General features: G+C 73.1%; 16 protein-coding genes. 9 read left to right on the top strand and 7 right to left on the bottom strand.

The window, feature by feature from the left end; all coding sequences use genetic code 11:
* Nucleotides 1–47 precede the first annotated feature (47 nt).
* From SALPAC6_RS0101665 to SALPAC6_RS0101640, 6 genes are read right to left on the bottom strand one after another with little or no spacing between them, the layout of a single operon-like run.
* Nucleotides 48–1,535 carry a phytoene desaturase family protein gene (locus SALPAC6_RS0101665; protein ID WP_018251712.1) on the bottom strand — a complete coding sequence of 496 codons (1,488 nt, stop codon included), beginning with the start codon at nucleotides 1,533–1,535 and terminating at the stop codon, nucleotides 48–50.
* 10 nt (nucleotides 1,536–1,545) lie between these two features.
* On the bottom strand, nucleotides 1,546–2,673 hold the full coding sequence (locus tag SALPAC6_RS0101660) for a glycosyltransferase (RefSeq protein ID WP_018251711.1): 1,128 nt from the start codon (nucleotides 2,671–2,673) through the stop codon (nucleotides 1,546–1,548).
* Between the two features lie 52 nt (nucleotides 2,674–2,725).
* Nucleotides 2,726–3,604, bottom strand: a complete 879-nt coding sequence (locus SALPAC6_RS0101655; protein WP_018251710.1) for a carotenoid biosynthesis protein — start codon at nucleotides 3,602–3,604, stop codon at nucleotides 2,726–2,728.
* Nucleotides 3,601–4,170, bottom strand: coding sequence for a GNAT family N-acetyltransferase (locus SALPAC6_RS0101650; protein WP_018251709.1), 570 nt, complete (start codon nucleotides 4,168–4,170; stop codon nucleotides 3,601–3,603). Before SALPAC6_RS0101650 ends, SALPAC6_RS0101655 begins: the two co-directional genes overlap by 4 nt.
* On the bottom strand, nucleotides 4,167–4,925 hold the full coding sequence (locus SALPAC6_RS0101645; RefSeq protein ID WP_018251708.1) for a hypothetical protein: 759 nt from the start codon (nucleotides 4,923–4,925) through the stop codon (nucleotides 4,167–4,169). Before SALPAC6_RS0101645 ends, SALPAC6_RS0101650 begins: the two co-directional genes overlap by 4 nt.
* Nucleotides 4,926–4,931: 6 nt before the next feature.
* Nucleotides 4,932–5,420: a YbaK/EbsC family protein gene (locus SALPAC6_RS0101640; protein WP_018251707.1), complete on the bottom strand. Its 489-nt coding sequence runs from the start codon at nucleotides 5,418–5,420 to the stop codon at nucleotides 4,932–4,934.
* Nucleotides 5,421–5,974: 554 nt separating this feature from the next.
* Here SALPAC6_RS0101640 and SALPAC6_RS0101635 point away from each other — a divergent pair.
* From SALPAC6_RS0101635 to SALPAC6_RS0101595, 9 genes are all read left to right on the top strand, one after another.
* Complete coding sequence (locus SALPAC6_RS0101635; protein WP_018251706.1) at nucleotides 5,975–6,427, top strand: SAV_6107 family HEPN domain-containing protein; 453 nt, start codon at nucleotides 5,975–5,977, stop codon at nucleotides 6,425–6,427.
* Between the two features lie 159 nt (nucleotides 6,428–6,586).
* A complete protein-coding gene (locus SALPAC6_RS0101630; protein ID WP_026189233.1) occupies nucleotides 6,587–7,369 on the top strand; it encodes a hypothetical protein in 783 nt (260 codons plus the stop codon).
* On the top strand, nucleotides 7,366–8,952 hold the full coding sequence (locus SALPAC6_RS0101625; RefSeq protein WP_018251704.1) for a DNA polymerase Y family protein: 1,587 nt from the start codon (nucleotides 7,366–7,368) through the stop codon (nucleotides 8,950–8,952). The genes SALPAC6_RS0101630 and SALPAC6_RS0101625 overlap by 4 nt, the downstream gene beginning before the upstream one ends.
* Nucleotides 8,953–8,976: 24 nt before the next feature.
* Entirely contained in the window at nucleotides 8,977–12,351 is a 3,375-nt protein-coding gene (locus SALPAC6_RS0101620) for an error-prone DNA polymerase (protein ID WP_018251703.1), read from the top strand.
* A 97-nt stretch (nucleotides 12,352–12,448) separates the two neighbouring features.
* Nucleotides 12,449–12,628 (top strand): hypothetical protein, encoded by a 180-nt coding sequence (locus SALPAC6_RS0101615; protein WP_018251702.1) that lies wholly within the window; start codon nucleotides 12,449–12,451, stop codon nucleotides 12,626–12,628.
* 29 nt (nucleotides 12,629–12,657) lie between these two features.
* On the top strand, nucleotides 12,658–13,428 hold the full coding sequence (locus SALPAC6_RS0101610) for a class I SAM-dependent methyltransferase (protein WP_018251701.1): 771 nt from the start codon (nucleotides 12,658–12,660) through the stop codon (nucleotides 13,426–13,428).
* Entirely contained in the window at nucleotides 13,425–14,663 is a 1,239-nt protein-coding gene (locus tag SALPAC6_RS0101605) for an alkaline phosphatase family protein (protein WP_018251700.1), read from the top strand. Before SALPAC6_RS0101610 ends, SALPAC6_RS0101605 begins: the two co-directional genes overlap by 4 nt.
* A gap of 60 nt (nucleotides 14,664–14,723) precedes the next feature.
* Nucleotides 14,724–15,983 (top strand): DNA polymerase IV, encoded by a 1,260-nt coding sequence (locus SALPAC6_RS0101600; RefSeq protein WP_026189231.1) that lies wholly within the window; start codon nucleotides 14,724–14,726, stop codon nucleotides 15,981–15,983.
* Nucleotides 15,984–16,097: 114 nt separating this feature from the next.
* The gene (locus tag SALPAC6_RS0101595; RefSeq protein ID WP_018251698.1) at nucleotides 16,098–16,493 is read left to right on the top strand and encodes a DUF3040 domain-containing protein; all 396 of its coding nucleotides are present in this window, start codon (nucleotides 16,098–16,100) and stop codon (nucleotides 16,491–16,493) included.
* 52 nt (nucleotides 16,494–16,545) lie between these two features.
* Here the strand turns inward: SALPAC6_RS0101595 and SALPAC6_RS0101590 are convergent, their stop codons facing one another.
* Nucleotides 16,546–19,002 (bottom strand): transglutaminase family protein, encoded by a 2,457-nt coding sequence (locus SALPAC6_RS0101590; RefSeq protein ID WP_018251697.1) that lies wholly within the window; start codon nucleotides 19,000–19,002, stop codon nucleotides 16,546–16,548.
* Nucleotides 19,003–19,004: the final 2 nt, after the last annotated feature.

The raw sequence follows: 19,004 nt of genomic DNA, 5'->3' as shown, positions 1-19,004 counted from the left end.
AGCCGGGACACCGTGCGGTAGGCGTATCGGCGGACCGCGCCTACCCGCTACCAGGCAGGGCCGATGGAGTCGGCGACGATCTGGGCGGAGAGGGCGACCATCGGCAGCCCCCCGCCCGGATGGCAGGAGCCACCGACCAGCCACAGCCCACGGCCCGGTCCCCGGTTTGGTGGGCGGAGCAGGCTGCCCGTGGTGCCGTAGATCGCGCCGCCCGGTGTGCCCGTCGCAGTGCCCAGGTCGGCCGGCGTACGAATCTCCCGGAACAGCAGCCGGTCCCGTACGTCGACTCCCCGCGCGGCCAACACGTCCAGGATCCGGTCCGCGTACGCCTCGGCGAGGCCGGGGCGTCGCCAGTCGACAGCAGCGGCAGCGGTGCCCTGCCGAGCGGCGTTGACCAGCACGAACCACGCCTCGTGCCCAGCCGGGCGGACCGCCTCGTCGGCGGCCACGGTGACAAAGACCGTCGGGTCCGGGGCCGGGCGCGCCCGAACCCCCCGCCCGGGTGCCCCGAAGACCGCGTCGAACTCGCCGTCGTAGCCGTCGGGGAAGAAGACGTTGTGGTGGGCCAGCCCAGAGTCCCCGCGCACGCCGAGCAGCAGCACGAAGCCGGCGAGGCTGCGGTCGGTCAACGCGGCCAGTCGTCGTGGGGTGGGCAGCAGGTCCTGGTAGAGGGTGAGCGCGTCAACGTTGGACACCACCACATCGGCCGGCACGGGGGCGTTCACGCCGGCGAGGCGTACGCCGTGCACCCGTCCGCCCGCCGCGTCGATCCGGGTGACCCGGACGCCGGTCCGAACCACCACCCCGAGGTCCAGGCAGCGGGTCAGCAGGGCGTCGGCGAGGGTGCCCAGGCCGCCGCGGAGGTACCAACCGCCGAAGGCCAGCTCGGCGTACGGGACGGCGACGAGGGCCGCCGGCGCCCGGCGCGGGTCGGTTCCGGCGTACGTCGCGTACCGGTCGAGCAGCATCCGGAGCCGGGGGTCGGACAGGTGGGCGCGGCCGAGTCCACGTAGCGTGCGGCCCGGCCCGATAGCGGCCAGGTCACCCAGCCGCCAGGCCAGCATCGCCAGGTCTCGGGGCGAGTCGACCCGGCGGCGCAGGACATCCCGTTCCGAGGCCGTCCAGACCCGCTCGGCACGCCGCCAGAGGCGCCGCCACTGGGCGGCGGCCCGCTCGCCGAAGGCCGCGCCGATGCGGGCGGCGAACTCGTCGGAGTCGGCGCATGAATCGAGCATTGGTCCACCCTGGGGGAAGACGTGTCGCACGATCGGGTCGAGTGGGACCGGGTCCAGGTATTCGTCGAGCTTCGCTCCGGTGGCCTCGAACAGGTCGTGGAATACCTGGGGCAGGGTCAGCAGGCTGGGCCCGGTGTCGAAGTGGAAGGGGCCGGCGGGCGTGTCGTGTACGTACCGGCCGAGCTTGCCGCCCACCGTGTCACCCTGCTCCAGGAGGGTGACCTGGTGCCCGGTGGTGGCCAGTCGGGCGGCGGTGGCCAGGCCACCCACCCCGGCGCCGACGATCACGACTCGCGCCATGGTGTGCCTCCTAGCCGACCGGACGGCCCCGCCAGCTCAGGCGCCGTCGCTTCCGCAGATGGTACGACCGCAGGGTCAGCCAACCGAGAACCGCTACCGACGCGGGGTGCCCCAACGCGTCCGGCCACCACCGACCGCCGGTCGCCCGGGCGCTGATCACCCGCCCGGCGACCCCGAGCAGGTAGGCTCCGGCGGCGACGGCGGCTGCCCCCGGCGCACCGCCGATCAGCGCGGCCACGGCGACCAGCGCCGGGGCGGTGTAGAGCAGCAGCAGCAGCGCGACCACCGTGGCTGCCGCCGAGGGACGACCGAACGAGGCCCACAGCGACTTCGAGTAGCCGTCGCGTAGCTGTGGCCAGTCGTCGTACATCCGGCAGGTGGCCAGCTGTGAGCCGTCGGCGAGGGCGATCTGGCCGCCGGACCGCTTGACCGCCCGGGCCAACTCGAGATCCTCCAGGACCCGGTCGGACACCGCCGCGTGTCCACCTGCGGTGGTGTACCCGGCCCGGTCTACGACCAGGAACTGCCCACCGGCCGCGGCCAGGGACGGCCGGGCCGACCGCTCCATCGCGGGCAGCGGCAGGAACGTCAGCCACAACCACTGCAACAACGGCTGAACCAGCCGGTCTGCCACCGTCGCAACCAGGATTCGGGGGTACGGCGACAGCAGCGCCACCCGCGCGGCCCGTAGCTCGCAGACCGCCGCGGCCACGGCGTGGGGGGCGAGCACCACGTCGGCGTCGACGAAGACCAACACGGTGGCGGCCGGGTCGGCCCGGGCGGCGAGCTGCCAGCAGGCGTGCGGCTTGCCCAGCCAACCCGGCGGTGGAGCGTCGCCGTCGAGCAGGGTGACCCGGGGGTCGTCGCCGGCGACCGTGCGGACGACCTCGTGGGTGCCGTCGGTTGACCCGTCGTCGAGCACCACGATCTGTAGCTGTGGCACACCGCGCTGGGCCAGCAGTGCGCGCAGACACGGGGTGACTCGGGCGGCCTCGTTGCGCAGCGGCAGCAGCACCGCCACCGGTTCGGTCACCAGCGCCGGCGTCCCGACCGGGCGGCGCAGCCAACGGCCGGCGTTGACCAGGGCGTGTGTGGTCAGCGCGGCCACGCCGGCCAGTATCGCCAGCAACAGGATCATGTCGGCGCCCCACCTCGGCGGGGGCCGGCGGCGAGACGCCGGGCCGGATCGCTCATACCGATGTGTCGGCGCGACGTCGCCGGCCCACTGGTGTCGTCCGGCCGCGTCGGGGCAGCAGCGTCGGCCGGAGGCGTCGGGGCAGCAGCGTCACCGCCAGCGGCACCGCGGTCAGCGCCATAACCGCTGCGCCCCACCCGGCCGAGGCGGGCAGGTCGAGGAAGACGGCGTGGGCCAGCACGCTGGAGCCGTACGTCCACAGATAGAGCGCGAGCATCGGAGCGTCGCGGCTGTCGGTGGTGGCCACGGCGGTGCCGGCCAGTGGCCGCAGGGCGGCCATCACCAGCACCGCGAAGAGCAGCCAGCCCAGGTAGTTGCTGATGGGGATGCCGGGCAGGCCGGGCAGCGCGGGGGTGGCGTTCCGCCAGGCCCAGTGCCCCTCGGCGACCATCTGCGGGTCGAGGAAGAGATCCCAGGCGGCCAGTCCGACCGCTGCCAGCGCAATTCGGCGGACAGCCGGCCCGGTGCCCCTGGTCGGCCCGCCGCCGGTGAGGCGGACCGCGGTCAGCCAGGCGGGCCAGGCCATCCAGGTCCAGGCGAGTGGGATGATCAGCGGCACCCCGGCCAGCTTCGGCCCGAGCTGTTCCGCGTAGTCGTAGCTGCCGAACGGGAACCCGGTGGCCACGCCGAGCGCCTCGATGGCGAAGCCGCCGCCGGTGACCACGGCGAGCAACGCTGCCGCTGTCCGGGGACCCCGGCTGAGCAGCGTGTGACCAACCGAGAGCAGGTAGCCGAGCAGGACTGTGGCGACGGTCAGCCGGGCTCGGGTCTGCCCCGTGGTCAGGGGGTAGCAGATCTGCGCCAGCACCAGCACGGCCAACAGCGCCCAGACGATCCGGAGGGTGTTCCCCGGTAGGGCGGTGGGCCGGGTCATGTGGGGGCCCTTCCGGAGGCGGCGGGTGGAGGGAGCGGCAGGTCCCGGCCGAGCACCCCGAACAGTCGTTCGTCACCGGGGAAGCGGAAGTCGCGCAGGACGTCAACGAAGCCGAAGCGTCGGTACAGTCGCCAGGCCCGGGAGCGTTGCTCGTCTGCCTCCGGGGTGGACAACAGGGTGGTACTCCCCTCCGCTATCCCGAGCAGGGCGCGCAGCTGGCCGGCACCCAGCCCGTGCCCCTGTGCGGGCGGTCGGACATGTAGCTCGACCACCTCGAAGCAGCTGGCCAGCCAGCGGCGGCGGGTGGCCGGGTCCAGCATCCGCCCTACCTGGTCGTGCCACCACTGGCCGGGCCTCCCGTGGTATCCGTAGCCGAATCCGGCCAGGTGGCCTTCGGAGGTGAGGCTGGCGACAGCGCGGAAGCCCGGGCGGCGGACGTGGGAGGCGATGTAGCCGCGCCGCGCCTTGAGCAGGTCGGCGCGGTATCCCATCGCCTCGCCGTAGACGGCCACCACGTCGTCCAGTCGCCGAACGAGGTCGTCCGGTGTCCACCGCACCAGCCTCATACCGTCCCCACCTTCGTCTCGCCGCCCGTGGTCCAGCCCAGCACCGTCCGGTCACCGACCACGTCGCGTACCTCGAAACGGGCGAAGAGTTCCTCCGCGTACCACCCCTCAGTGGGGGTTCGCATGATCGCGGCACGATGCTCGGGGTGACGGTACGCGAATGCGACGAGCTCCGCCGGGGTGCGCCACACGCTGACCGTGCCCTGCCAGCCCAGCGGCGCCTCGCCGACCCCGAAGCGGGCGAGCAGGCCGGGTGCGGTGTGCAGCGCGTGGGCCACGGGGGGTACCGCCCGCCAGAAGGCGACCGCTCGGGCGGGGCGGAGCCGGGCCCGGGTCAGTGCCAGCACCGGGCCGTTGGATCGCCCGCCTGGCGGGTCGCCGAACGGCTGCCGGCCGGACCATTCGCCCCGGCTGGTGAGCGGGCGTAGGTCGATTCGGACGGCGGCGCGGGCGATGCGCGTCCAGGCCCGTCCCACCCGGGAGTCGGCGAAGCCGGTGGCCGCGGCGGGGGAGTCCCACACCGTCAGCGCCGCCCACCGGGTCAGGTCCGCGTCGCGGGGACCGAAGCCGGTGCCGGCCCCGGTGCCGAGCAGTTTGGCGAAGCGGACGCCGGGCAGCGCGCGGAGCCGGCGCGGATCGACCGCCATCCGGGCCAGCGCCCGGGGCAGCCCGGCTCGGCTGGTCCGCCACACGTGCAGGGTGACCAACTCGGGGACCGGCGCCCGGCGGTTGACCGGGCGGGGCTCGTTCGACAAGCCCGCTCACGCCACCTCGGCCGGTGTGCCGCCGGTTACCCGCAGCAGCTCCGGATAGGTGGTGGGGAAGACCGCGCGGGGTACGCCGCCGGCAGCCCAGATCTCGTCGTACTTGTCGAGGGTGGTGTCCACCAGGGTGCGCAGTGGCCGGGGGTGGCCGACCGGGGCGACGCCACCGATGACCTGTCCGGTGTGTTCGCGGACGAACTCCGGCGTGGCCCGCCGGAGTCGGGTGACGCCGATCGCCGCGGCGAGGCCGACGGTGTCCACCCGGTGTGCCCCGGAGGTCAGCACCAGCAGCGGCCCGTCGTCTGTCTCGAAGACCAGGGAGTTGGCGATCTGGCCGACCTCGACATCGAGTGCGGCGGCGGCTGCCGCGGCGGTGTGGACGGCGTCGGGCAGCAGGCGGACGAGGCTGGGTGCGCCAGAGCCGTCGAGTACGCCAGCGCCGTCCAGCGCCTCCTGTGTCGCCCGTACTTTCGGGTGTGGGTGCATCCGACCATTCTTCCCGGTGCGCCCCAGGCGGTTTCGTTGGCCACGCCAGCGGTGGTGGTCGGTGGGCGGGCGAGCCCGAGGTGGCGACCACGGCGGTCAGGCCGCCAGGTTGACTGCGGTGGTGCGGCGGCATCCGACCCGTCCGACGTGCGGCGACCGCGGCGCACGTTGTGTCTTTGTCGGCGGGAGGGTGTACTGTCAGCAGTAGTTAGAACGGGTGTTCGATTAACCGAGGGTTGTTGCTTCGGATGCTCGTTCCGACAGCCGGAGTGGTGTTTCGCGGCGCTGCTCCGGGCGGGTGCGACACCGCGGGTCGCGCCCAGGGTTGTGGGCAGTCGCGAGCCCCGGCCCGTCAGGCGGGAGCGTCGCCCGCCGCCCTCGACCCCCGGCGGCGGGCGACGAACCTGCTGGTCCTGCCGGCCGGGTGTGGTGTGGGGAAGCGTCCACGCCCGGTCGGCCCCGCCGGTGCGTCTTCCTCCGCACCACTCGACCCGGCGGTCCGTCGGCGGATCAGTTCCGTCGGGTGGCGCCTCGGCCCCTGGAGGAGACAGAGCATGCCGACCAAGCCAGCTCCGGCGCCAACGGTGCCGGCCCACGTGCTGCCGCAGCGCACCCCTGTCCAACTCCTTACGGTGGCCCGTCGCGGGCTCGCCGAAGCTGCCCGCACCAGCCCTGACGGTCTCCGCTACGCGGCGGCTCACCTGGCTGCTCTGCGGGCCGCCGCGGCGTTGCTCGCTGCCCGTGCTCGCCCCGTACCGACTCGGCGTAGCCGGGTTACCAGTGTCTGGGTCCTGCTCGTCGGTGTTGCCCCCGAGCTCGACGAGTGGGCCCGGTTCTTTGTCCTGGCCGCCGGTAAACGCGCCGCTGCCGAGGCTGGTATTCCGCGGGTCGTCACCTCTCGGGAGGCCGACGATCTGCTGCGTGCCGCCGAGGAGTTCGTGCTGGTGGTGGAGGCCGCGCTTGGTGTGGCGCGAGCACCGTCCCTTGGCGGTGGCCGGGCGGCCTGAGCCGCGGCGACACCCCCCGCCTGGGGGCACCCCGAGCCGCGACGCCGAGGGTGCTGGCAGTAGTAGAAGAATCTTCCAGATAAGTCCGTTTTGTTAGTTCTTTACCTATTTGTAATGCACTGGTCCATCAGCACGACAGCACGACAGGGGGTAGGTCCGATGGCGGGCCGTATGGTGGTCGGTTCCGCCGCATTGGCGGGTCTGGTGCGTCCGGCGAGTGCGCCGGCCCCGATCGGGGGACAGCGGGTGCTGCCGGTTGCCCCCGAACTGACCGGCCTGCTGCCCAACCGGGGGCTACGCCGCGGCAGCACGATATCGGTCGCCGCTGGCCAGCCCCGGCGCAGCGGCGCCACCTCCCTGGTCCTGGCGCTGCTCGCCGAGACGTCCCAGGCCGGCTCGTGGTGTGCCGTGGTCGGGGTGCCGACCTTCGGGGCGATCGCCGCCGCCGAGTTCGGGATCGCCCTGGACCGGCTCGCCCTCGTGCCGAACCCGGGACCAGAGTGGGCCACCGTCGTCGCCACGCTGATCGACGGGGTGGATGTCGTGGTCGCCGCCGTCCCGGCCACAGTGTCCACATCGGTCGCCAGTCGGCTGGCGGCTCGGGCCCGGCAGCGGGGCAGCGTCCTCGTCCCGTACGGACGGTGGGACGGCGCCGACCTGACCCTTCAGGTGACCCGGGGAGTCTGGCAGGGAGTCGGTGTCGGTCGGGGCCGGCTGCGGCGGCGGGAGGTCACCGTGGCGGCGCGGGGGCGGGGCGCCGCCACCCGTCCCCGGGAGGTGACGATCTGGCTGCCCGGTGCTGGTGCGACCCAGGTGGTTCCGGATTCGACCCGTGGCACCCGGGCGGCTTCGCCTACGGGGCGTTCCGGTGCCGGCCGACTCCGAGCGGTGCCACCGGCCACCGACGGGCCCCGGCCGCTCACCCTGGCCGGTTCGGCATGACCGGGCTCCGCACGATGGTGCTCTGGTGCCCGGACTGGCCGGTGGTCGCCGCTGAGCTGGTGGAGGGGGTGCCCGCCACCGACCCGGTCGCGGTACTGCACGCCAACCGGGTGGTCGCCTGCTCCGAGCCAGCCCGGGCCGGGGGAGTGCGCCGAGGATTACGGCGGCGGGAGGCGCAGAGCCGATGCCCCCGGCTCACCGTCCTCGCCCACGACCCTGCCCGGGACGCGCGAGCGTTCGAGCCGGTGGTGGCCGCGGTCGAGGAGTTGGTGGCCGGGGTGGCGGTGGTCCGCCCCGGGATGTGCGCGGTATCGGCCCGGGGCCCGGCCCGCCACCTCGGCGGTGAGGGGGTGGCGGCGGAGCGAATCATCGAGCACGTCGCCCAGGCCTGTGCGGTGGAGAGCCAGGTCGGCATCGCTGACGGGGAGTTCGCCGCCGGGCTGGCCGCCCGTACCGGCCAGGTGATTCCCCCGGGTGGGACGCCGCGGTTCCTCGCCGACCAGCCAGTCGAGGCGCTCGGCCGACCGGCCCTGGCTGACCTGCTGCGTCGGCTCGGTATCTGCACCCTTGGCGATGTCGCCGCGCTGTCCCCCGGCGACGTGCTGGCCCGATTCGGCGCCGACGGTGCGCTGGCCCACCGGCTGGCCGCGGGCCAGGATCATCGTCCGCTTGCGGTTCGGCGGCCTCCGGTGGACCTGACGGTGACCGCGAACCAGGACGAACCGCTCGACCGGGTTGACGCGGCGGCCTTCGTCGCCCGCGCGTTGGCCGAGCGGCTGCACGATCGCCTCGCCGAGTACGGGCTGGCCTGCACCCGCCTCGGTATTGAGGCGGTGACCGCGCACGGTCAGGAACTGCACCGAACCTGGCGGCACGACGGTCTGCTCACCGCCGCCGCCATCGCCGACCGGACGCGGTGGCAGCTCGACGGGTGGCTCTCCGGTGGCCGGTCGGGTGCCGAACCGGTGCGGCCCACCGCCGGCATCGTCCGGCTACGGCTGGTGCCCGACGGGGTGGTCGCGCTGGGGGCCCTACAACCCGGCCTGTGGGGGGAGGCCGGGGAGGAGCGGGGCCGGGCCCACCGGGCGTTGAGCCGGATCCAGGGTCTCCTTGGCCCCGAGGCGGTGGTCACCGCGGTACTCGGCGGCGGGCGATCCCCGGCCGACCAGGTACGCCTGGTGCCGTGGGGCGATGAACGCCGGTCGGCCCGCCCCGGGTCCCCCACGTCGGGGTGGTTGCCGCCCCGGCCGGGGGAGCCGCCGTGGCCGGGCCGGCTTCCGCCGCCGGCGCCAGCGGTGGTGCTCCCCGAGCCGCTGGCCGCTACCGTGCAGGACACCGTCAAGGAGCCCGTCGTGGTCAGCGCACGTCTGGCGGTGAGTGCGGCACCGGCGTGGCTCACCATCGGGGCCGGCCGGCCGGTGGCGATCACCGGATGGACTGGTCCGTGGCCGGTTGACGAGCGGTGGTGGGAACCGGCGGAGGCCCGGCGGCGGGCCCGGTTCCAGGTCTGCCTCGCCGATGGTGCCGCCCTGCTGCTCGCGGTCGAGGGGGGCCGGTGGCTGGTGGAGGCGAGCTATGACTGAGCTGCGTGGCACAGGCGGCCACCGATGAGCTTCCACAACCCGGATTTGCCGTGGTCGGAGCTGGAGCGGGTGCTCAGCGGCGAATCCACCCGGGGGCAACGGCGTACTCGAGACGGCGAGCGGCATCTGCACGTGGTGGACCCGCTGGCGGTGGCGGCCGACGGCGGCGACGCCCCCGCGCGGGCCGGCAGACATCCGTACCATCCGCCGCCCGTGACAGCCCGCCCGGACGATGTGGTGCCGTACGCCGAGCTGCACACGCACACCAACTTCAGCTTCCTCGACGGTGCCAGCCACCCGGAGGAGTTGGCCGAGGAGGCCGTCCGGTTGGGGCTCACCGCTCTAGCGGTGACCGACCACGATGGCTTCTACGGCGTGGTGCGCTTTGCCGAGGCGGCGCGTGCCCTGCACCTGCCGACGGTCTTCGGTGCGGAGCTCTCCCTCGACCTGCCGGGCGCGCCCAACGGCGAGCCGGACCCGCTCGGGCGGCACCTGTTGCTGCTCGCCCACGGCCACGAGGGGTACGCCCGATTGGCCGCCACCATCTCCCGGGCCCAGCTACGCGGTGGCGAGAAGGGCCGTCCGGTCTATGGGGAGTTGGCGGAGGTCGCGGCCGAGCTGCGGGACCACGTGGTGGTGCTCACCGGCTGCCGTAAGGGCCACGTGCCGGCCGCGCTGCTCACCGAGGGAGTCGACGCGGCGGCCCAGGAACTGGATCGGCTGACTGCGCTGTTCGGCGCGGAGATGGTCGCGGTGGAGCTGACCGACCACGGCCACCCGGTCGACACCGACCGCAACGACGCCCTCGCCGAGCTGGCGGAGGCTGCCGGGCTACCGACAGTGGCCACCAACAATGTTCACTACGCCACTCCGGGGCGGCGTCGGCTGGCCACCACCCTCGCCGCGGTCCGGGCCCGACGTAGCCTGGACGAGATCGACGGCTGGCTACCCGCTGCCGGCACCGCCCACCTGCGCAGCGGTGCCGAGATGGCGGCCCGGTTCGCCGCCTATCCGGGGGCGGTGGCCCGAGCCGCTGAGTTCGGCGCGGAACTCGCCTTCGACCTACAGCTCGTCGCCCCGGCACTACCGGCGTATCCGGTGGCGTCCGGGCACACCGAGATGAGCTGGCTGCGTCATCTCACGGCGCGGGGGGCACGTGAGCGTTACGGCCCACCGGAGGCACACCCCGAGGCGTACGCGCAGCTTGAACATGAGCTGAACATGATCGAGGAACTGGGCTTTCCCGGCTACTTCCTGGTGGTCTACGACATCGTCACGTTCTGCCGTGAGCAGGACATCTACTGTCAGGGCCGAGGGTCGGCGGCGAACTCGGCGGTCTGCTACGCGTTACGGATCACCAACGTTGACGCGGTCCGTCACCGGCTGCTCTTCGAGCGCTTCCTCGCCCCGGAGCGGGATGGGCCACCGGACATTGACGTGGACATCGAGTCCTCCCGTCGAGAGGAGGTGATCCAACACGTCTACGCCCGGTACGGGCGGGAGCACACCGCTCAGGTCGCCAACGTCATCTCGTACCGGCCCCGGTCGGCGGTGCGGGACGTGGCGAAGGCGTTCGGATTCTCCCCCGGCCAGCAGGACGCCTGGAGCAAACAGATCGATCGGCGGGGTTCGGTCGCCGCGGTCGATGTCGAGGGCATCCCCGAGTCGGTGGTGGCGTACGCCGACGCGGTGCAGACCTTTCCCCGGCATCTGGGCATCCACTCCGGTGGCATGGTGATCTGCGACCGGCCGGTGATCGAGGTGTGCCCGGTGGAGTGGGGGCGGATGCCCGGCCGGAGCGTGCTCCAGTGGGACAAGGACGACTGCGCCGCCGTCGGTTTGGTCAAGTTCGACCTGCTCGGCCTCGGCATGCTCGCCGCGTTGCACCACGGTTACGACATGATCGGGGCGCGGCTCGAGCTGGGCGACATGACCCTGGACGATGCCGAGGTCTACGACATGCTCTGCCGGGCCGACTCGGTCGGGGTGTTCCAGGTGGAGAGCCGTGCCCAGATGGCCACCCTGCCCCGGCTCAAGCCCCGCTGCTTCTACGACCTGGTGGTGGAGGTGGCGCTGATCCGGCCGGGCCCGATCCAGGGCGGCGCGGTGCATCCGTACATCCGGCGTAAGAACGGCCAGGAGCCGGTCACCTTCCCGCATCCGCTGATGCGCAACGCGCTGGAGAAGACCTTGGGTGTGCCGCTGTTCCAGGAGCAGCTCATGCAGCTCGCCATCGACCTGGCCGGATTCGACGCGGCGGAGGCGGACCAGCTGCGCCGGGCGATGGGGGCCAAGCGGTCGGCGGAGCGGATGGCCAGGATCGCCGATCGACTCTACGCCGGGATGGCCGAGCGGGGCGTCACCGGTGAGCTGGCCGACGATGTCTACCGCAAGCTCACCGCGTTCGCCAGCTACGGCTTCCCGGAGAGCCACGCGATGAGCTTCGCCTACCTGGTCTACGCCAGCTCCTGGCTCAAGCGGTATCACCCGGCACCGTTCCTGGCCGCGCTGCTCAACGCCCAACCGATGGGGTTCTACTCGCCGCAGACCCTGGTGGATGACGCTCGTCGGCACGGGGTGGAGGTCCGTCGGCCGGATGTCAATGCCAGCGGTGCTGGGGCGGTCCTGGAGTCCACCCCGAACACCCGGTGGGGAAGCCAGCCGGGGGAGCCGCCGCACGAGTGGGGGCTGGGTGGTCCGGCGGTTCGGCTCGGGCTGGGCAGCGTGCGTACGCTCAGCGTGGAGGTGGCCGAGCGGATCGAGACCGAGCGGGCAGCGCGCGGGCCGTATCGGGACATGTCGGACCTGGCCCGGCGGGTGGGTCTGACCGCCACGCAGCTGGAGGCGCTAGCCACCGCGGATGCCTTCGCGTGTTTCGGCGTGACTCGACGGCAGGCGCTCTGGAGCGCTGGGGTGGCGGCCCAGGAGCATCCCGACCGCCTGCCTGGTACCGTGCCCGGCGCAGTCGCGCCGACGCTGCCCGGGATGGCGGCGGTCGATCGTCTCGTCGCGGATGTCTGGGCGACCGGGCTGTCGCCGGAGAGTCATCCGGCCCGGTTTGTCCGGGACCGGCTCGACGCCCTGGGGGCGGTGCCGATCGCCCGGCTCGCGCGGGTGGAGCCGGGTCGGCGGATTCGGGTTGGCGGGATCGTCACCCATCGGCAGCGTCCGGCAACCGCGGGCGGGGTCACCTTCCTCAACCTGGAGGACGAGACGGGGATGCTCAACGTCACCTGTTCCCCGGGGTTGTGGCAGCGCTATCGGCAGGTGGCGAAGAGCAGCGGGGGGCTGGTGGTCCGGGGCCTCCTCCGTCGGCACGAGGGAGTGATCAACCTCACCGCCGACCGGCTGGACCCGCTTGAACTCCAGGTTCGGCGGCCGGCACGCGACTTTCGGTGATCGTCAAGTGATCCAGGTTATGGTTTTTCGCCCCGGGCGGCGGGAGACTCCTGCCCGCGCTGGCAACGTGGCCCGCGCGGTACGAGGGGACGAACCGATGACGGGGAATCACGCCTACAACGGCGGGGTGGCCAACACGAGCCGGACCCGGCTCGGCACCGGGTGGGTGCCCACCCATCACGCCGAGGCCCGGGAGTACGAGATCACCGAGGGGCCGGTGGCGAACTCGGTGCGTTCGCGGCACGAGGAGGAGGTCGGCGCCGCCGGCGAGTCCTGACCGGCCAGCCGTTCCGGACGGGACTGGACGTGGTGACTAGGCTGGTCGAGGTGGAGCAGACCCGAGGGCGGCTCGCTGGCCCGCCGCTTACCCCGCGTACCGCCGTCATCTGGTCGGTGCTGCGCGCCGAGCTGGACCGTCGTGCCGGCGCCGACCTGACCGTACTCGACGTGGGTGGGGGCACCGGCGGCTTTGCGGTCCCACTGGCCCAGGCTGGGCACCGGGTGACTGTCGTGGACGCCAACCCCGACGCGCTCGCCGCGCTGACCCGCCGCGCTACTGACGCCGGGGTCGCCGACCGGGTGCGCGCGGTGCAGGGCGACGGTGACGCGCTCGCCGGGCTCGTGGAGCCGGCCAGCGTGGACCTGGTGCTCTGTCACGCCGTCCTGGAGGTGGTTGACGACCCGGCGGCGGTGGTCGCCGCACTGGCCGGCGCGCTGCGCCCGGGCGGGGCCGCGAGCGCGCTGGTCGCCGGGCGGGCCGCCGCGGTGCTCGGTCGGGCGATGACCGGCCAGTTGGATGTCGCCGCACTACTCGCCGCCGGCTCCTCCGGAGCCGGCGGCCCCCGGGACACTCTGCGGCGGCGCTTCGCCGCCGATGAGGCGGCCGCGCTGCTCACGGCCGCGGGTCTGGAGGTCGAGGAGATCCACGGCGTACGCGTCCTCACCGACCTGCTACCCGCCGCGGTCGCCGACGGCCAGCCCGCCGCCCTGCTGGAGTTGGAGCTGGAGCTCGCCGCCCAACCGCCCTGGCGGGACCTCGCCGCCCAGCTGCACCTGTTCGCCCGTCGGCGAGCATGATCGGCCCACCCGAGCAGACCCGCCTGCCCGGCACTCCGTCGCCGGGGGCCAGCGCCGGTTCGCCCGCCGCGGTTGACGTCGGGGCGAGCGATCCGCTCGGGATCCTCGCCCCCCGGTACGGCGCGGCGAGCCTCGCTGACATCCTGCCCGCCGCGCTCGCGGTGCTGGGAGTGCCCGGCGCGACCGACGTGCTCGGCCTGACCGCCGCGCTAGCCGGTGTGCGCCGGATCGCCGTGCTGTTGGTGGATGGGCTCGGCTGGCATCAGATCCCCACCGCCACGCCGTACGCGCCGAACCTGGCTGGGTTGGCCGCAACTGCCGGCCGGCCGCTCACCTCCGGCTTTCCGTCCACGACTCCGACGAGCCTGGTGACCCTGGGCACGGGCACTGCCCCCGGTGCGCACGGCGTGCTCGGGTTCACCCTGCGGGTTCCCGGCACCGACCAGGTGCTCAACCACATCGACTGGGCCGGCGACCCGGAGCCGCTGCGCTGGCAGCCCGTCCCCACCCAGCTGGAGCGGGCCCGGGCTGCCGGGGTCCAGGTGACGGTGGTGAGCCGGCCCGAGTTCGGCGGTAGCGGTCTCACCCTGGCGGCCAACCGGGGCGGCGACTACCGGGGTGCGGCGGGCGTCGCCGAGTTGGGCCGGGAGATGCTGGCTGCGCTGAAGGCCGGGTCCGGGCCCACCCTGGTCTCTGGCTACCATCCGGATCTCGATCGGCACGGCCATCTCAGCGGGGTCGATTCGGCACCCTGGCGCGCCGCCGCGGCCGATGTCGACCGGCTGGTGGCTCGTCTCGTGGAGGGGCTACCGCCGGACGCGGCGTTGCTGGTCACCGCCGACCACGGTCAGCTCGACATTCCCGCCGAGCACCGGTTCGACCTGGACACCGACCCGCGCCTACGCACCGGTGTGACGGTGGTTGCCGGCGAGCCCCGAGTTCGCTACCTGCACGTGCGGCCCGGCGCCCTGGACGACGTAGTGGCCACCTGGTCGGCCGTACTCGGCGCTGCCGCCCGGGTCACCACCCGGGCGGAGCTGGTGGCGGCTGGCTGGTTCGGCCCGGTGCCCGAGGAGCACCTGGGCCGGATCGGGGACGTGGTCGTGCTCTGCAACGGCAGCTACGCCGTGCTGGCCACTCGGTCCGAGCCGCCGATGGCGAGTCGGCTGGTGGCGTACCACGGTTCGGACACCGCGGCGGAGATGACGATCCCGCTGCTGGTGGTCCGGGGCTGAGCTGCGTTCCGCTGCCGTGCCGCTGGCCAGGGCGGGGACACCCGCACTAGCCTTCCGGGTATGGGCCGCAGCCAGTCATTGCCGCGCGGCGGCGACCCGCGTTTCGGGCCGGACGCCGATGACTCCGGATGTCGGGTGCTGCACGTTGACATGGACGCCTTCTTCGCCGCTGTCGAGGTGCACCGCCGGCCGGAGCTACGCGGGCGGCCGGTCGTGGTCGGCGGGCTCGGGCCGCGGGGAGTGGTCAGCTCGGCGAGCTACCCGGCCCGCCGGTACGGCGTCCAGAGCGCGATGCCGACCGTGCGGGCCCGGGCACTCTGCCCGCACGCGGTCTTCCTGCCGCCCGACTTCACCGCCTACACGACCGCCTCGCGCCGGGTTATGGAGATCTTCCGGGAGGTCACCCCGCTGGTCGAGCCCCTCTCCCTGGACGAGGCCTTCCTCGACGTGGCCGGCGCCCAGCGGCTGTTCGGCCCGCCGTCGGCGATCGCCCGGCTGATCCGCGAGCGGGTGGCGAGCGAGGTGGGGCTCACCTGCTCGGTCGGGGTGGCGTCAAGCAAGTTTGTCGCGAAGCTTGGCTCGACCCGGGCCAAACCGGACGGGCTGCTGGTGGTTCCGACCGCCCGGGTGCTTGACTTTCTGCATCCGTTGCCGGTGGCGGCGCTCTGGGGGGTTGGGGAGCGATCGGCCGAGACGCTGCGCCGGCTCGGTCTGGTCACCGTCGGCGAGCTGGCGCAGGCGCCGGACGGGATGCTCCGTCGGGCGCTCGGTGCCGCCGCGGCTCGGCACCTGCACGAGCTGGCGTGGGGACGGGATCCGCGGCGGGTCACCCCGGAGCGGGGGGAGAAGTCGGTCGGTGCGGAGGTGACGTTCGACGATGACGTGACCGAACGGCGGGAGATCCGTCGGGCTCTGCTCGGGCTCGCCGAGAAGGTCGGTGCCCGGCTGCGTCGCTCCGGCCAGGTGGGGCGGACGGTGGCGTTGAAGGTACGGCTGGCCGACTTTCGTACCGTCAGCCGCTCCCGCAGTCTCGATGTTCCGACCGATGTCGGTCGGGAGATGTTCGACACTGCCTGGGCGCTCTACACCCTCCTCGACCCCGGGGAACCGATCCGGCTGGTCGGCGTCCGGGCCGAGCGGATCATGTCCGTCCAGGACGCACCTCGGCAACTCGTCCTCGGTGAGCCCGCCCGGGGATGGCGGGAAGCCGAACGCGCCGTTGACGCCGCCGCGGCCCGTTTCGGGCGGTCCGTCATCGGTCCAGCCAGCCTGTTGCGCGCCCGTGACCAGCACCTGAGGGAAAATCAGCGCCGGCCATAGGTCGTCCCGCTTTCCGACGCGCGAGGGCCCTCGTAGACTTGCGGGTAAGCAGCTGGTTGGCTGCCACGGTCTGTCGGCCGCCCGGGCCGACCAACGTGACCGGGGAGGAGTGCCGTGCCGCTCTCGGAGCACGAGCAGCGGCTGTTCGATCAGATCGAGCGGTCGCTTGCCGAGGACCCCAAGTTCGCCTCGGCCGTGCGCGCCAGCGACCCGCGTTTCCACGCGCGGCGTCGTCTGCTCATCGCTGCCGGCGTGGTCGTCGTCGGCCTGTCCCTGCTGGTTTACGGCGCGGTGATCAAGACCCCGCCACTAGCGGTGGCGGGTTTCGTCGTCATGTTGGCCGCGTTGGGCTTCGGGGCGCAGTCACACCGGCGGTCGCAGTCCCCCGACCTGCATGTCGTGGGTGGGACGACGGCGCGCCGCCGGCCCCGTGGGCGGTCGGGTCGTCGACCGTCAATCCTGGACCGGATGGAGGACCGGTGGCGGCAGCGCCCGGAGGGGCGCCGTTGAGCCCTTGACCACACCCGCCCCAACCGGTCCTCGCCGGTTGGGGCGAGTGTGGTCAACGGGGGTCGCGGTCGGTGAGCAGCCGACGCGGGCTCCAGCGTAGGGTCGCGGCCCGGAGTCGGCCGTAGGACGACACCAGGCGGGCCGAGGCGTCTGCGACGGCGACCCGCCAACGCAGCAGCATCGACGGGGGCAGGACTGCCGCCAGCAGGCGCGTGCGGCGGTCGGATTCCGCCACGAGCGCGGCCCGGACCCGGCGCAGGGCCGGCAGCAGCGGTTCCCCGGGGTGCGGATCCGGGGCATAGCGGGCGAGTTCCTCGGCCCGGCCCAGCAGCCGTACCGCCGACGTGGCCGCACTGTCCGCACGGAAGGTGTCCCGGGCGAGCCGGCTCGCGGTGGCGCGTGGCGTCTCCGCCCGGTTGATCCGTTGGCGGAAATCCACCAACGTGTCCAGCAACTCGTCCCAGGCCGCGTGCGCGTCGGCCCGTGCCCGGTCCGCGTCGGCCAGCACCACCATGTGCTGGTCGCGCGAAGACATCCCGCCCGTGGATACCCCGGCCGACGTGGCCGACGGCATCCGTCTGCCACTGCGCCGTCGGCGTAGGGTGGACCGCTGCAACGCCGGGGCGGTGAGCAGCATGAGCAGGGCCAGCGCCCCGATAGCCCACCAGAGCCAGGATGACCCGGGCCGGGTGGGGGTGCCGGTGCCACTCGACTGCCCGGACAGCTCCTCCTCCAGCCCCTCCTCCACCTGGTTCTGATTCGTCCCGGAACCCGATCCCGCCGGCCCCGCTGTCGCGCTCGGCCCTGGGGTGACCTCCTCCTCCGCATCCAGGTCGGGGGCCCAGTCGGACCGGACGGCCCCCGACACGCCATACGCGGGAGTGGCGTCGAACGGCACCCAGCCGAATCCGTCGAAGTAGACCTCGGTCCAGGCATGGAGGTTGCGGTTGGTCAGCACGTAGGCGTCACCGTCGGATTTGTTGCCGGTGGTGAACCCGAAAGCGACCCGCGCCGGAATATCGGCGGCGCGAACCAACCACGCCATCGCGGCGGCGTACTGCTGGCAGAACCCGACCTTGTTGGTGAGGAAGTCGACGATCTCCTGACCGCTGGTGCCCCCCTCGGTGCTGAGGGCGTAGCCGAACCCGTTCTCCGTGGCGAAGTGGTCGTAGATGGCCCGCACCTTGTCGTACTCGGTGTGGTGGCCCTGGGTGAGCTCGTCCACCAAAGCCTCCACCGCAGGCACCGTCGGCGTGGCCGTCTGCCGGCGGAGGCTGTGCTCGGCCGGAAGTGGGCGGGCCTGCCGCAGCGCCGTCGGGGAGTAGGTCGACTGCACGTACTCGAACTCGTAGCGCTTGCCCGGCGAACGCTCCCGGTTGGAGAAGAGGACCTGTTGGTTCGTGTCGTAGGACCATCTGCCGTTCAGCGTGAACTGCACCGGCTCGGCGTACACCGGCAGCAGCGGCATGTCGAAACCCTCCGTCACCTCAACCGTCGCCTGATAGCGGGCGCGGGTGATTCCCTCTCGGTCCGGCACGGTCGGGCTGAACTCCCGGTTGACCGTTGCACCACTGGGAGAGCGCGCCCGGAAGCCGTCGCCTCGCAACTGGTCGGCAGTGCCGAACCGTAGGTAGGAGGGAGACGGCGCATTGGTGGTCACCTTGACCAAGTCGGTGACCTCGCCCTGGTTGAGCTGGCCTTGCAGGGCCGAGAAGAGGTCGACCTGGCCGGTTGTGCCCCGGCCCGCTCCACCCGTGCCCTCCCCGGTGCCCGACCCGAGCCGGTCGAGTAGGTCGCCGCTCAGCCCCGGCACCGCCAGCGGCAGCAGGACCGCGACCGCGACCCCCACCGCCGCGAGCCGGCGGCCAGCGGCGGCAAGCGGGGAGGCCTCCCACACGTCCACCCCCCGGCCGTCGCCGGTGAAGCGCCGGCCAAACCGCCGGACCCGGTCGACGTTGTCGGCGGCCAACAGCCACAGGTAGCCGGCCGCGCCGATGACGAACGGCAGCGGCGGGACACTGTCGACGTAGATCGCCACCGGGACCGAGTAGATGGCCAGCATCGGCAGGCCGGCGAGCGCGGGCCGGCGCAGCCCGACCGCCATCAGGTCGACCAGCACGGCGACCCCGCCGATGCCGAGCACGGTGAGGAATAGCATCGGGTCGGTGTCGGGCACCTTGACGCGGTAGGTGCGCATGTCTGCCAGCGACGCCTCCGCCAGCGCCCCGAAGTGCCCGATGGTGGCCGGGGTCGGCACCACGCCCAGCAACTCGGCACCGGAGGGGAAGAGCCACGTCAGGGCGAGTAACAGGCCACCGAGCATGGCCAGCACCTGCCCCCACCGCGGGGCCCGCCCCAGCCGGGCCAGGGCGGCCACCGCGGCCACCACCGCGACCGCGATGGTCGACTGGACCAGCCAGGTCCAGCGGTCGAAGATGGCCGACAACGGTGCCGCGGCGAGCAGTGTCGCGGCGGCAGCGACCAGGCCCAGGTTCCGGTGGGAGATCATGC

It is taken from the genome of Salinispora mooreana, assembly GCF_000379065.1.
Taxonomy (GTDB): domain Bacteria; phylum Actinomycetota; class Actinomycetes; order Mycobacteriales; family Micromonosporaceae; genus Micromonospora; species Micromonospora mooreana.
This window is presented reverse-complemented; position numbering and strand designations above follow the sequence as displayed.